Origin of the sequence: Paenibacillus mangrovi, assembly GCF_022898935.1 — a bacterium.
GTDB classification, from domain to species: domain Bacteria; phylum Bacillota; class Bacilli; order Paenibacillales; family Paenibacillaceae; genus Paenibacillus_AQ; species Paenibacillus_AQ mangrovi.
Genome location: NZ_JALIRP010000005.1, coordinates 310089 through 324511 on the forward strand (window position 1 = coordinate 310089; position 14423 = coordinate 324511).

The 14423-nt window shown below is 51.9% G+C and carries 14 protein-coding genes; 4 read left to right on the forward strand and 10 right to left on the reverse strand.

Features of this window, described 5'->3' with window-relative positions; translation table 11 throughout:
• Positions 1–12: 12 nt before the first annotated feature.
• From MUG84_RS14405 to MUG84_RS14415, 3 genes are read left to right on the forward strand one after another with little or no spacing between them, the layout of a single operon-like run.
• Entirely contained in the window at positions 13–954 is a 942-nt protein-coding gene (locus tag MUG84_RS14405; protein ID WP_244725740.1) for an iron-hydroxamate ABC transporter substrate-binding protein, read from the forward strand.
• Between the two features lie 6 nt (positions 955–960).
• On the forward strand, positions 961–1968 hold the full coding sequence (locus MUG84_RS14410) for a FecCD family ABC transporter permease (protein ID WP_244725741.1): 1008 nt from the start codon (positions 961–963) through the stop codon (positions 1966–1968).
• Positions 1965–2972: a FecCD family ABC transporter permease gene (locus tag MUG84_RS14415; protein WP_244725743.1), complete on the forward strand. Its 1008-nt coding sequence runs from the start codon at positions 1965–1967 to the stop codon at positions 2970–2972. Before MUG84_RS14410 ends, MUG84_RS14415 begins: the two co-directional genes overlap by 4 nt.
• A gap of 92 nt (positions 2973–3064) precedes the next feature.
• On the opposite strand, the gene MUG84_RS14420 is transcribed toward MUG84_RS14415, so the two are convergent.
• The 10 genes from MUG84_RS14420 to MUG84_RS14465 all read right to left on the reverse strand — a co-directional run bounded on the left by MUG84_RS14420 (position 3065) and on the right by MUG84_RS14465 (position 13329).
• The gene (locus MUG84_RS14420) at positions 3065–3499 is read right to left on the reverse strand and encodes a hypothetical protein (protein WP_244725746.1); all 435 of its coding nucleotides are present in this window, start codon (positions 3497–3499) and stop codon (positions 3065–3067) included.
• 18 nt (positions 3500–3517) lie between these two features.
• Positions 3518–4405 carry an ABC transporter ATP-binding protein gene (locus tag MUG84_RS14425; RefSeq protein ID WP_244725748.1) on the reverse strand — a complete coding sequence of 296 codons (888 nt, stop codon included), beginning with the start codon at positions 4403–4405 and terminating at the stop codon, positions 3518–3520.
• Complete coding sequence (locus tag MUG84_RS14430) at positions 4398–5414, reverse strand: ABC transporter ATP-binding protein (RefSeq protein WP_244725750.1); 1017 nt, start codon at positions 5412–5414, stop codon at positions 4398–4400. The genes MUG84_RS14425 and MUG84_RS14430 overlap by 8 nt, the downstream gene beginning before the upstream one ends.
• A gap of 38 nt (positions 5415–5452) precedes the next feature.
• Positions 5453–6298 (reverse strand): ABC transporter permease, encoded by an 846-nt coding sequence (locus MUG84_RS14435; protein ID WP_244725752.1) that lies wholly within the window; start codon positions 6296–6298, stop codon positions 5453–5455.
• A 4-nt stretch (positions 6299–6302) separates the two neighbouring features.
• Entirely contained in the window at positions 6303–7253 is a 951-nt protein-coding gene (locus MUG84_RS14440; RefSeq protein ID WP_244725754.1) for an ABC transporter permease, read from the reverse strand.
• 160 nt (positions 7254–7413) lie between these two features.
• Entirely contained in the window at positions 7414–9018 is a 1605-nt protein-coding gene (locus MUG84_RS14445; protein WP_244725756.1) for an ABC transporter substrate-binding protein, read from the reverse strand.
• A gap of 438 nt (positions 9019–9456) precedes the next feature.
• A complete protein-coding gene (gene sigJ / locus MUG84_RS14450) occupies positions 9457–10323 on the reverse strand; it encodes an RNA polymerase sigma factor SigJ (protein WP_244725758.1) in 867 nt (288 codons plus the stop codon).
• Positions 10324–10357: 34 nt separating this feature from the next.
• On the reverse strand, positions 10358–11542 hold the full coding sequence (locus MUG84_RS14455) for an NAD(P)/FAD-dependent oxidoreductase (RefSeq protein WP_244725760.1): 1185 nt from the start codon (positions 11540–11542) through the stop codon (positions 10358–10360).
• A 117-nt stretch (positions 11543–11659) separates the two neighbouring features.
• A complete protein-coding gene (locus MUG84_RS14460) occupies positions 11660–12448 on the reverse strand; it encodes an ABC transporter permease (protein ID WP_244725762.1) in 789 nt (262 codons plus the stop codon).
• A complete protein-coding gene (locus MUG84_RS14465) occupies positions 12445–13329 on the reverse strand; it encodes an ATP-binding cassette domain-containing protein (RefSeq protein ID WP_244725764.1) in 885 nt (294 codons plus the stop codon). The genes MUG84_RS14460 and MUG84_RS14465 overlap by 4 nt, the downstream gene beginning before the upstream one ends.
• A 188-nt stretch (positions 13330–13517) precedes the next feature.
• Between MUG84_RS14465 and MUG84_RS14470 the strand changes: the two genes are divergently transcribed.
• Entirely contained in the window at positions 13518–14336 is an 819-nt protein-coding gene (locus tag MUG84_RS14470) for a TetR/AcrR family transcriptional regulator (RefSeq protein ID WP_342346117.1), read from the forward strand.
• The last annotated feature ends 87 nt before the right edge of the window (positions 14337–14423 follow it).

Below are 14423 nucleotides of genomic sequence, written 5' to 3' on the forward strand. Positions count from 1 at the left end.
GAGTCTGCACTCATGAAAAAAGCGTTTTTACCACTCTTATTCTGCCTCATCTTGGTCTTAAGCGCCTGCGGTAATAAACAAGCCAGCGAGCCGTCCGGCGATAAAGTCGAAGGTAATGCAGCCGCTGATAGCGCCAAGCCTCAAACGATTATTTATCAGTCGGAGAACGGCCCGGTTGAAGTTCCTGCTGATCCGAAGCGCGTCGTGGTCCTCTCGAGTTTTGCCGGCAATGTGTTGTCTCTGGGCGTGAATCTGGTGGGCGTCGACTCCTGGTCGAAGATGAACCCGAACTTCCAGGATAAATTGAAGGATGTTCAAGAGGTTTCGGATGAAAACCTGGAACAAATCATTGAACTGAACCCGGATCTAATCATCGGCCTGTCCAATATCAAAAATATCGACAAGCTGAAACAGATTGCTCCAACCGTTACTTTTACTTACGGAAAAGTAGACTACCTGACGCAGCATCTGGAAATCGGCAAGCTCTTGAACAAAGAGAAGGAAGCTGAGGCCTGGGTCGATGACTTCAAAGCCCGTGCGGGAAAAGCCGGCGATGAAATCAAAGCCAAAATCGGCGAGGATGCGACCGTTTCCGTGATTGAAAGCTTCGACAAGCAGCTGTATGTTTTCGGCGACAACTGGGGCCGCGGCACCGAAATTCTGTATCAGCAGATGAAGCTGAAAATGCCTGAGAAAGTGAAGGCCTCCGCTCTCAAAGAAGGTTACTATGCGATATCTCCTGAAGTATTGCCGGAATTCGCCGGCGACTATGTGATTTTCAGCAAAAATAAAGATGCCGACAACTCTTTCGAAGAAACGAGCACCTATAAAAATATCCCTGCGGTTAAAAACAACCATGTGTACGAGGCCGATGCCAAAGCCTTCTATTTCAACGATCCGATCACACTGGATTATCAGCTTGATTTCTTCATTAAAAACTTTCTGGGGAAGTAATGCGTTATGAAAATGAAGCTTGAACGAATCCCTTTTATCTATAAAATACTCGCAGCAGTACTGCTCTTTATCGGCCTATTTTTCCTTGCAATGGTACTCGGAGCAGCCCAAACCTCCTTCATGGATGTATGGGCTGCCCTGACAAGCAGCAGTGATGGCGAGAAGCTGTCCGTCATCCGCGAAATCCGCCTTCCGCGTGAAATCGCAGCGATTTTCGTCGGTGCAGCCTTAGCCGTCTCCGGCGCTATTATGCAGGGAATGACACGCAACCCGCTGGCTGATCCGGGACTTCTCGGTTTAACGGCCGGAGCCAATGCGGCACTCGCTGTGACGATTGCACTTATGCCTTCCGTCAATTATTTCGGCCTGATGATCGCTTGCTTTATCGGCGCTGCCGTCGGTGCGGGCCTCGTATTCGGCATCAGCGCTGTCAAAAGAGGTGGCTTCTCCCCACTCCGCATCGTACTTGCGGGCGCAGCCATCTCGGCTTTTCTGTATGCTGTTGCGGACGGCGTGGGCATTACCTTTAAAATTTCCAAGGACGTCTCCATGTGGACCTCTGGCGGCCTGATCGGCGCCAATTGGGAGCAATTAAAGGTCATTGTACCTTTTATCGTCGTTGGGATTATCATCGCCATGCTACTGTCCAAGCAGTTGACGATTCTAAGTCTCAGCGAAGAAGTAGCCGTGGGTCTCGGACAAAAAACCGCCCGCATCAAAGCGATTTTATTTGTTGTAACAGTGATGCTGGCAGGCGCTTCGGTCGCTCTGGTCGGCAGCCTGACTTTTATCGGCCTGATGATTCCGCATATCGTGCGTGCCATTGTCGGTACCGACTACCGCTTCATCATTCCGATGTCTGCCATCGTAGGAGCATCGTTCATGATGCTTGCCGACACGCTGGCCCGGACGATCAGTGCGCCTTACGAAGCGCCCGTGTCGGCCATTGTGGCCGTTCTGGGCCTGCCCTTCTTCCTGATCATCGTACGTAAAGGAGGGAGAGCATTCTCATGATTCAACCGTCTCTCATCCGGAAGCAGCGGCTCATTCTGCTCGTCCTGTTTATACTGATCGTGCTGACCATCGTCGTGAGCATGGGGCTCGGGTCCTCTTCCCTGTCGTTTGACCGGCTCATTCCGACGCTGCTTGGACAAGGAACGTTTAAGGAGAACTTCGTACTGTTCTCCTTGCGCCTGCCGCGGATTATCATTACGCTCCTCGCCGGCATGGCGCTTGCGCTCTCTGGTTCGATTCTGCAAGGAATTACCCGCAATGATTTGGCCGACCCCGGCATTGTCGGCATTAACTCCAGCGCCGGGGTGGCGGTTGCGCTGTTCTTCCTGTACGTGCCAATTGACGCGGGTTCGTTTGTTTATCTAGTGCCCGTGGTCGCTTTCGCCGGCGCAGTAGTCACTGCCTGCCTCATCTATTTATTTTCCTATAATCGCAAAACCGGTCTGCAGCCGGTACGAATGGTGCTTATGGGCGTGGGATTCTCCATGGCGCTCTCCGGCGTCATGATCGTGCTTGTTTCTTCCGCCGAGCGGGAGAAGGTCGATTTTATCTCCAAATGGCTTGCAGGCAGCGTCTGGGGCGCGGATTGGCCCTTTGTCTGGGCGATTCTGCCTTGGCTTATCATCCTGATTCCTTTTACGATGTACAAGGCCAACCGGTTAAATCTCTTGTCACTCAGCGAACCTGTAGCCATCGGCGTAGGCGTATCGCTGAACAAGGAGCGGATTGTGCTCCTGCTTACGGCCGTCGCGCTGGCGGCATCCGCCGTTTCGGTTACGGGAGGCATCGCGTTTATCGGGCTGATGGCGCCGCATATCGCGAAGGCACTGGTCGGACCGAGGAACCAAGTGTTTATCCCTGTAGCGATCCTGATCGGAGGCTGGCTGCTCCTGCTTGCCGACACCATCGGCCGCCAGGTAGCACAGCCGGACGGGCTGGCTGCGGGAATCGTGGTCGCTCTGATCGGCGCGCCATACTTTATCTATTTGCTTTTGAAGAAATAATAGGCACCATTCATAGAGAAAAAACGCCCTCCCGAGCTTGGCCCATGCCTGAGGCATGTCGGCTCAACCCGAGAAGGCGAAATACTTATAGATTAACGGTGAGTCGGAACGACCCGGTATACGCCGGGTTTGTCTGCCTCGGCCTGAACCGTCCAGCCCAAAGAGAGGACTGACTCCAGCCGATTTTTTTGGCTCTCCGTAAGCTTGGTGATCACCGACTCTTGCCCTGGTTCACGATTGACCTCTGACTCCAGACCGTACGCAACCGCAATCCAGGAACGAAGGCCGCCAAGCGTGTTGTATTTGATAGAATAACCATTCTTGACTGCAGACTCGAAAGTCTCAGGCTCTGCCGCGGCAAATGCCGCCAATTCCTGATAATCAAATTCATAAATGCTGTGATCCTCAGGCAAATTCCGTTCCTGTACTCTTTGCAACAGCTCATCGTTCGACCAGCCGTACGCCCGAAGTCCTTCCAGCATTAACGCATTCCATTGAGATAGCTTGACGCTTCGATTCTCTTCCATCCTTGTTGCCCCCTTCACTTAAATGTCGGCCACAAAATGACCCGGACTCACTTCCCGCAACTCAGGCACCACGCCGTCTTTCGCCGTGGGAACTTCATATTTAACCGCCAATCTCTCACTTGCCGCACGTGGATCCGGAATTGGAATGGAGGAGAGAAGCGCCTTCGTGTAAGGATGCAGCGGATTGTCATACAGCTCGTCGCTTTCCGCGACCTCCACCAAACGGCCTCTGTACATCACCCCGATACGGTCGGAAATATGGCGAACCATAGACAGGTCATGCGCGATGAACAGATAGGTCAGGCCGAATTCGGCCTGCAGATCTTCGAGCATGTTGACGACCTGTGCCTGCACCGACACGTCGAGTGCCGAAATCGGCTCGTCACAGACGACAAAGTCCGGACGCACGGACAAGGCCCGCGCAATAGAAATCCGCTGCCGCTGTCCACCGCTGAATTCATGCGGATAACGGTACAGATGCTCACGCTTGAGTCCGACCTTCTCCAGCAGGCTGGAGACGAATTCTTTCCGCTCATCCGGCTTCTTATAGATGCCGTGGATATCCATCGGTTCACCGATCAGCTCCAGCACGCTCATGCTCGGATTCAATGAGGAGTACGGATCCTGAAAAATCGTCTGAATCCGTCGGCGGAACGGCTTTAGCTGCTTATCGCCGAGCTTCGACAGGTTCTGGCCGTCAAAATAAACCTCGCCATCGGTGTAATCATAAAGCCGGATCAAGCAGCGTCCAACTGTCGATTTGCCGCTGCCGGATTCACCGACGAGTCCGAACGTCTCGCCTTTGCGGATCTGGAAGCTGACGCCATCCACCGCCTTCAGTACCTCCGTGCCCTTCGTAAAATGCTTCTTCAGGTTGCGTACGTCGACCATGATATTCTCACTCATTTGTCTGCTCCTCCCCCGCTAACGCCTCATCCAGCGTGCTCTTGTCCTGCACGAGCCAGCACAGGGAACGGTGCCCTTCTCCAAGCTCCGCCATCGGCGGCAGCTCCGAGCACTTGTCAGACGCATACGGGCAGCGGTCTCTGAACGGGCAGCCAGACGGCGGATTGATCAGATCGGGCGGCGAGCCCTCAATCGGCACAAGCCGCTCCCGGCTCGCCCCTGCACGCTTGGGAACCGAACGCAGCAGGCCTTGGGTATACGGGTGGCCTGTAGAATAGAAAATATCCTCGACCGTTCCCTCTTCCATCACCATCCCGCCGTACATAACGACAACGCGGGAGCATACCTGCGCGACGACGCCCAGATCATGGGTAATGAGCATCACGGCGGTATCTGATTCTTCCTTCAGCTGCTTCAGTAGATCGAGAATTTGCGCCTGAATCGTTACATCGAGCGCCGTTGTCGGTTCGTCGGCAATCAGCAGCTCCGGACTGCAGGACAGAGCCATCGCAATCATCACGCGCTGGCGCATCCCGCCGCTGAATTCATGCGGATACTGTTTCACGCGGCGCTCCGGCTCGGTAATGCCCACCTTGCGAAGCATTTCTACCGCTTCCTGAAGCGCCTCTTTCTTGCCGAGCCCGCGGTGACGGCGGATGACTTCCGTCATCTGAAAACCGATCGTTTTGACCGGATTCAGCGACGTCATCGGATCCTGAAACACCATGGCAATCCGGTTGCCCCGGAGCTTGCGCCACTGGCTAGCACTTAGCTTCCCAAGGTTCTCTCCCTGAAAAGAAACGCTACCGCTTGTTATTTTCCCCGGGGGCGCAATGAGGCCCATGATGGCTTTTGCCGTCACGCTCTTGCCACTGCCGGATTCACCGACAATGCCTACCGTTTCCCCGGCGTCAACGTGAAAGCTGACACCGCGTACCGCTTGGTTTTGTCCGTCCCTGGTTTGGAATGAGACCTTTAAGTCATCGACGGTCAGCAGTTGTTTTGTCATATTGGTTTCTCACCCCTTCATTGCCTTACGCCGGCGGTTTATCTTTTACCAAGCTTCGGTTCAAGACCGACGCGCAGAATATCACCAAGTATATTAAAGCTAAGGACTGTTAGGAATATTAGCAGACCCGGGAACAGCGCCATGTAGGGTGCCTGGGCAATATATCCCTGAGCCCCGTTCAGCATGCTGCCCCATGTCGCATCTGGCTGATGCACACCAAAGCCCAAAAAGCTGAGGGATGATTCCATCATAATCGCCGAAGCGATGTTATTCGTCGCACCGACAATGATGACGGACAAGAGTCCGGGAAGAATATGCTTCCGGATAATCCCGATGGAGCTTTGACCCGATGCCTTGGCATACAGGACGTACTCCCGCTGCTTCAGCGCCATCGTCTCCGCCCGGACGACCCGGGCAATGCTCATCCACATCAGCAGTGAAATAATAATAATGATGTTGCCCACGCTCGGCTTCAGATACACGCTGAGCAGCAGCAGGACCAGGAATGACGGAATCGACATGATGATATCGAGCAGACGCATCAACAGGCTGTCGATCCATCCGCCGAAGTAGCCGCTGATAATGCCGACCGTCACGCCGATCACCGTCGCCAGAATCATCGATAGAAAGCCAACCATCAGCGAGACGCGGCCGCCATATAGCGCTCTCGTAAACGTATCCCGTCCATAATCATCCGTGCCGAACCAATGATCCTTGCTTGGCGGCTGCAGCCGCTCGAGCGCATTGATTTGGTTCGGGTCCTTAGAGGACAAAAATGCAAAGATTGCAGCCAGGGTAATCACAAGCAAAATAATAGCCGCGGCGATCCCCAGTTTGTTCCCCTTCAGCTCGCGGGCAACATTAACCCATTTACTCCGTTTCATGAGATCACCTCGTTGTTTTAATTCTCGGATCCACGATGCCGTACAGGATATCCGCGAGCAAGTTACCCAGAATCAGCAGAACGGACGAGAATAATGTTATGCCCAGAATGACAGGGTAATCCATTCCCCGTACAGCTGTCATGCCGAGGGAACCGATGCCCGGCCAGGAAAATACCGTCTCTGTCACGATGGCTCCGGCGACCAGGTCGCCCATGGACATGCCCAGCAGCGTAATGATGGGAAGCAGTACATGCTTCATGACATGCCGGAACAATATTCTTCGCTTCGTCGAACCAAAGGCATATTGGATCTGCACGTAGTCTTCCCTCAGCTGGCTGATAGTGCTTGAGCGGATATAACGCACATACACTGACAAGAAACCGATGGCCAGGACGATACATGGCAGAATGCCGTGCTTAATGACATCAAGCGCCGAATCCGTGCCGATGGTACGCATCCCCATGCTCGGCAGCCAGTGCAATTTAATGGAGAAAAAGTATATCATCAGGATCGCCAGCCAAAAGAGAGGAAGCGAATTCCCGATATATGCGATCATGTTCACCAGCTTGTCCACCCATCGGCCGCGGTTAGCTCCTGCGGCCAAACCGAGAGGAATGGCTATAATGACTGCCAGAGCGATCGCCGACGCCATCAAACCTGCGGTTGCAGGCAAGCGCTCCAAGATCTGGTCAAGGACCGGCTGGTGATTGACGAGCGAGTAGCCAAAATTACCCGTCAGACACTCCTTCAGCCACATAAAATATTGAACATATAAAGGCTGGTCCAAGCCCAGGTTATGCCTAACGCGTTCAATGTCCGCCGCATGCATGTTCGGTGTAACAAAAGAACGCACGGGATCCCCGGGCGCCGCTTTCACCAAAATGAAGCAGACGATCGACACAAAAAACAGCATAGGCAGAGTTTGCAACAATCTTCTGACGATCAGTCTTCTCATGCTTTTAGTCTCCTAGCTTCGTTCAGATAAGAACTTTTATAATCTTAAAAAATACGTTCTCTCTCAAATGAAAATAAAGTAGAACAATAGAAACGGAAACGGCTGCACCCTAAGGGCGCAGCTCCGTTTCAGATTACAATGAACTTGGAATGATAAACTTTTATTTTTGGTAAAGCTTGGACAAATCTTCAAAGATAACAACCGGTTTCAGCACAGCCTCATCCAGGCCGCCGTATCTCTTGTCCACAGCAACGATTGTTTTCGTATAAGCGATCGGATAGATGACCGCATCGGAAGCGATGGTTTCCTGCAGCTTTTTATAGATTTCTCCGCGTTTTGTATCATCGGCTTCGCTTGCGCCTTGCTGGAAGAGCTTATCCACCTCTGGATTGGAGTAATGCGTATAGTTGGAGTCGGCGCCTGTCGTATACAGCATGCTGTATGCATCAGGATCGAAGCCCATAATATATCCGCCTACTGCCAGCTCATAGTCAGTAGCGTTAGGATCTGTATATTTGGCAGTGTATGCGGATGAATCCATGGATTGAATTTCCACGTTCACGCCAACATCTTTCAGCTTTTGCTGAACATAGAGGGAAATGGCTTCCTGAGATTTGTTTCCGCTCGCTACGATAAAACGCAGCGTCTTTCCGGTTACACCGTTTGCCTGCAGCATTTGTTTGGCTTTTTCCACGTCATTGTCATACGTCGGTACGTTGTTGTCATGGTACAAGGCGTCAGGTGTAACAAAGGATTTGGCCGGATCGGCATAGTCAGCTGAAGTATAAGCCACTTGAATCAGCTCATCACGGTTCAAAGCGTAGGACAATGCTTCTCTGACTTCTTTATTAGCAAGGAGGCCCGTGTCGCTCTTCTCATTGAAGATCAAGTAAGACAAGCGGCCTTCGCTGTAGTTCTTCATATCAAAATTACCGGTAGATTCGATAGTCGCCGCGTCCTGCGGATCTACATATTTCACATTGATTTCGCCGTTTTGCAGGGCCAGGTTCGATGCGTTAGCATCTTTGGAAATCCGGTACGTGATCGAATCCAGATGCGGTTTGCCGCCGAAGTAGTTATCAAAACGCTCCAAGGTTACATACTCGCCTGTTTTGTATTCCTTGAACTTGAACGGTCCGGAACCTACAGGTGTGTTGTTCTTAGGGCTCTTCTCGATATCTGCTTCATTCTCAAAAATATGCTTCGGAATCGGCGATACCTGCACCAGTGCGGCTTCGAATGCCGGGCTGACCTGCGGAAGCTTGAATTCCACCGTGGTGTCGTCGATTTTCACCGCTTTGACTGGTTTGCCGTCGATGATGAAGTTGCTTCTCAGCATACTGTTTTGTTTCTCGTCCATAATCTTGTCGAACGTGAACACAACGTCATCCGCCGTCAATTTCTCTCCATCATGCCAAGTCAGACCGCTTTTGAGCTTCAACGTATAGGTCAATTTATCAGCAGACGGCTCCAGGCTGTCGGCTAGATAAAACGTCTTCTTGCCATTATTCACTTGAAAAAGAGGTGCATAAAGGGCTTGGTCAATCGTCAAGCTGACACGGTCGCTTGCATAGTTCGGGTTCAGGATGACCGGATCGGAAGCAACGCCGATAATGAGATTACCGCCGTCTTTCGGCTGCCCGCTGGCTGTCTGCGAAGCGTCGGAAGGTGAAGCAGAGCTGCCGGAATTGTCTCCGGAGCCGCAGGCAGTGACCAACATGGTCATCAATGCCAAAATAATGACCCCTGATAAATATTTACGCATGATGTCTTATCCCCCATCTCTCAAACTGTTTTTCATTGTATATCGGATTACTCGGAATAGCAATATAAATCCGAATGATACAAGGTTTTGCCAATTTAACATGTTACTCGACTAAAATGCCCAGATAAAATGAGCTAAAGTTTGTAGTTATCTTTTATCGATACAAAATAACCAAATAAGCTAAAGCCCGGATCAGCTTTAGCTTATTTCTATTGATATAAGAAAAACGTTTATCGACGTACTTTCACAGATGATAGACCTCATTTAGAGGTAGTTTTTCTTGCGATATAAGGATGTGGGCTCGTCGAAGTTTATACTTTCTTATATCTTAAAATTGGTTGAAGGTTCTCCAGTGCTTCAGCCTATTTTATTTACTAACTTTAGTTTAGTAGGAAACGATAGAAATTGCTATAGATATTTTTCGAAATTTGTCGAAACTTACTGTCGAAATATCAGTTTATCCGGATTTCTGATGAAGTACAGATTACGGACTGCATCCGCTTCAACGTGCAGCAGAACCGCAGCAATAATTTGATCTTCCGAGCGGATCAGCAGGCCCGCTTGCCCATTGATGTCGGTTAGCTCCATCTCTATTTCACCAACATATTCCGGAGCTTTATGCATAAGCCCCAGGAGGAACCTGGCCACCCGGTCCGCAGAACGAATCGGATGCACAGCTGCCCAAGCTTTTCCGCCTCCATCGGTGATCGCCACGACATCCTCAGATAAAATAGAGACCACGTCATTCACCTGGCCGCTTTCAATTGCTGCCAAAAGGCGCCGCACCCACGCTTCGCTCGCCTCTTCGGCATGAACCGGCACATCCATATCCGGGGAAAGCCCCATTTTGCCCCGTGCCCGGCTCAGCAGCTTGCGGCAGTTTGGCTCGCTTTTATCAAGCAATTCGGCAATGGCGCTGTGTTCGAACCCAAGAGCCTCGCGCAGCACAAATACCGCCCGTTCCGCCGGGCTCAGCATTTCCAGCAGCACCATCATGGCATACGACAACAGCTCACCGCGAATGACGGTTTCGGATGCATCAGGGGCAGGCGTCAATATAGGCTCGGGAAGCCATTCCCCGAAATACTGCTCCCGCCGCTTCCGGGCTGATCTAAGCAGATCCAGACAGCGGTTCGTAACCATTTTGCACAAATAGGCCTTGGGCTCGGTTAACCGCTCTGGCTTCACGTCGTAGATCTTCACGAATACATCCTGCACAGCATCCTCCGCATCCGAGACCGAGCCTGTCATTTGGTAGGCCAGCGTAAACAGTAAACTCTTGTACCGCTCATAAAGCTCCTGCATCTGCTTCTCTCCTCATCCAACAACTCATGTACCGTTATTTTAGCAGACTGGCGATATCCCATGTCATTTTCCGTATGCGTCCAGCCAATTTTCCGGTAATAAAAAGATCCAAGCCCCACTGCCGTGCCCAGATCATGCCTTGCTGCGGTCCAAGACCGAAGCAGAAAATGTCCATATACGGCTTATGCTGTGGTGCAGGCTTTCCCGACAAATCCGCCCCGATGACATGCCCCAGCCTTGCCGCCTGCGCCGATGCCTCCTTGCAGGTTTTACCGTCCTCTCGTCCCGTTTCCGGATCCATGATCCGGGCGCAATCACCAATGCTGTACAGACCTTTGGCGCCTGGAACCCGGTAGCTTGCATCGACAGGCACATAACCCTCCAGGGTAAGTGGCACTCCCATGTCCTGCAGCGCCGGATTCGGCTGCATTCCAAGGGTCCAGACACATAAGCCCACCGGAACCCTTTCACCACCCGCCAGGCTTAGTACGCCGTCCATTTCCTGCAGTACCTTGCGCTGATGGATCGTCGTTACACCTTTGGCAGCCAGTAGACGCTCCAGTTTATGCCCTGCCTTAACGGGGCCCTCCGGGAATAAACGATCCAAGGCATTGTACAGCATGATGTTGATCTCTTCCGGTCCAATGCCCAGTGCTTCTGCATCTGCACGAACTCCCCAAGCCAGCTCCGCCGCCGTTTCGATGCCGCTGATGCCTGCGCCTGCAACCGCGATCGTCAGAAGCCGTTTCCGTTCCTCTCTGCGAGTTTCCACCTCCGCCTGCCTCAAATTAGCCTGCCACACTTCGCGGATTTTGACGGCTGCTTGCAGACCTGTTAAGGCAATTCCCCCATGATCCGTACCGGGATCACGCACCACGCTGCCCACCGTCAGCACCAGAATGTCATAACCAAGCTCATACGATGCGCCTTCAGCATCCTGGTAGTGCAACCTTTTTTCCTCCGATTCAATGCGGGTGACTTGAGCTTCAATCCGTTCCAGCCCTTGTGGGAACAGCTGTTCAAAAGGGACCGTGATGTCCTTTTCTTCAACGGCTGGTTGAAAAAGCAATACTTTGCGCAGGTGATAGGGCTGCTTATCGATGAGAATCAGTCTTGTTTTTCCTGGGATAGCTCCCTCGTTAACCGCCTTTCGAATCGCCTGGATGGCATGAATGCCAGCGTACCCTCCGCCTACAACAACGCATGTGTATGTTTTCATTTGCTTCCTCTCCCTTCGCTTCTTCTGAACATGAAACGAAATAGGGGGCTGTTGTGTGACAAGGGAGATAACACTGGGTTCTTCATTTATAAGCTGCCATTGAATTATGAACTGCTGCTACCGGCGCCCTGCCTTCTTGCGGAACGCCCATCTCGACCAAATGAACGCCGCAATCAGAATCAAAGCGCACCAGCCAAGGGCCCACCAGATTTGGTTATTCACCGGCGTTCCCATTAGCAGCCCGCGAATCGTCTCAATCACCGGCGTAATCGGCTGATGCTCCGCTACGCCTTGGAGCCACTTGGGCATGGTATCCGTCGGAACAAACGCACTTGACAGGTATGGCAGAAACAGCAGCGCAAAGCCGTACCCGCTTGCGGCAGCAGGCGTTTTGGCGACGAGTCCGATCGCTGCGAAGAGCCATGTAAAGGTCAGGATGAACAAGGTTATCATACCCACTGCTCCGGCCCAGGCCGCTATTCCCGCATTCGGTTGAAATCCGACGAGCAGCGCAATTCCGATTACAATGCCGGTCGCGACCAGGTTCCGGACCAGACTTGCAACGACATGTCCTGTAATGACGTGGATACTGCGGATCGGCATCGTCTGGAAGCGGTCAATAATACCGCCCGTCATATCGGTTGATACATCCACAGCCACACTGGACGATCCAAATCCCGCACACAGCAGGATAATTCCCGGAACGACGTAATTCACATAGTCCCCGCCGGGATCGATGGCACCGCCAAATACATAGGTAAACAATAGCATCAGCATAATAGGAAGCATAATGGCCATCATCAGGGCCTCGATATTACGTATGCTGTGCAGCAGACTGCGACCGATAAACACGCCGCCGGTCACCAGCTGCGATGGTTTTCGGAGAGAATTGGTTGATTGGATCATAAGGAAGCCCCCTTTTCCGTTGCGGTTAACGCCAGGAATACATCATCCAAGCTTGGTCTGCGGATGCTGATCCGCGTTCCTTCTTCTGCTGAATGCACCAAACTATCCAGGATATCCTTTACCTCTGCGATGCTGCCGCCCGTTGGAATCTCACGGATGACGTCATCCTGGGCATTACGCAGCTCAACAACCTCGCCACCGATGCGGGCCTTCATCTCAGTAGGAGTCCCGTGGGCTACGATTCGTCCGCCCGATATCACGGCAATGGTGTCGGCCAGCTGATCAGCTTCTTCCAAGTACTGAGTCGTCAGAAAAACGGTAACTCCGCTTGCCGACAAATCGAGAATAATATCCCATAGGGCGCGTCTGCTGCGTGTATCCAGCCCTGTCGTCGGCTCATCCAGAAAAATAATCGGTCTGCGCACCACCAGGCTGACTGCCAGATCCAGCCTCCGACGCATCCCCCCTGAAAAAGTCTTCACGCGTTTGCGGGCCACCTCCGTCAGACCAAAATGCTCCAACAGCTCGCTCGCCCGCAAACGGGCTTCCGAGCACGAGAGTCCGCAAAGTCTGCCCATCATCCGCAGATTTTCCTCACTGGATAAAGCCTCATCGACCGCGGCGAACTGGCCCGTCAAGCTTATTGAGCGTTTCACCTCTTCTTTGCTGCGGACCACGTCATATCCCGCTACCTTAGCGGATCCCGCATCCGGAGTCACAAGCGTCGAGAGAATATTGATGAGTGTGGTTTTGCCGGCACCATTTGGTCCGAGCAGCGCAACGATCTTACCCTGCGGAACAGCCAAATCAATTCCTTTCAGAACTGTCTGCTGGCCGAATTTTTTCTCCAAACCCGAAACTTCAATCGCAAGCGAGCTCATGAATCTTCCTCCCTATACCGATTTTCGTATTTTTTGTGTATTACATAAACAGTTTATTGCATACACAGTATATTCTATATACAATTACAGTGCAACACTAATTTTTATGACAATCGGATTATTTTTTAAATATGTTCCTGATTCATTGCCAGAGAAATATAGCACGGATAATAGGGGCTTTCTGTAAATTGACACGAAGCGATGGGAGAAGCGTGAATCATATGGAGAATGAAAATGAAGATAACCTGCCTCTAGGCATAGCCCTTAGCTGGGGTCTCGTTAAACCGCCGCAGCGTGGGCCCAAGCGGGAAATGAGCATCGAAAAAATCGTGAAAGCCGCCATGGAGATTGCTGACCAGGAAGGCCTGGCTGCCGTCTCGATGAGCAGGGTCGCCTCATCCTTGGGCTTTACCACCATGTCTCTGTACCGATACATTCCGAGCAAGGATGATCTGCTGCTGCTCATGATGGATGCGGCTTGCGATATGGGAGGTATCCCGAATGAAGACGGACAGGACCTCAATTGGCGGGAAAAGATGCGCATCTATTTCCGGGCCAGTGTCGATATCATGCGGGAGCATCCTTGGTTTACCGACATTCCTATTTCCGGCGTACCCGTTACACCGAAGAATCTGGAGATCGTTGATTTGGGGCTGTGGACCACTCGGGATCTCCCCCTGAACGATTATGAGAAAATGTCTATTGTGCTCCTCTTAAGCAGCTATGCGCGTTCATGCGGGATCCTTATGAAGGATATGGACCTGGCGATAAAAGCCGGAAAAAGCCCAAGCACATTCAGCGGTATTGATTACAGCAGCGCTCTTAAAAAGCTGGTCACTCCCGAACGTTATCCGCATCTGCATCCTATTTTGATGTCAGGAGCGTATACGGATGAAATTGAAGGAGGAAATCCTGTAGGGGATGACTTCGAGTTCGGATTGGAACGGATTTTGGATGGCATAGAGCATTATGTTACGAGCAAAAAGAACTACCCTGGTGGAAAATGACGCCTCGTCCTTTGCCAGACAAAGAAGAAGCGGCCCCTTGTGACAAGGAGCCGCTTCTTCTTTTCATGGCTGGAGCGCTGATTCACT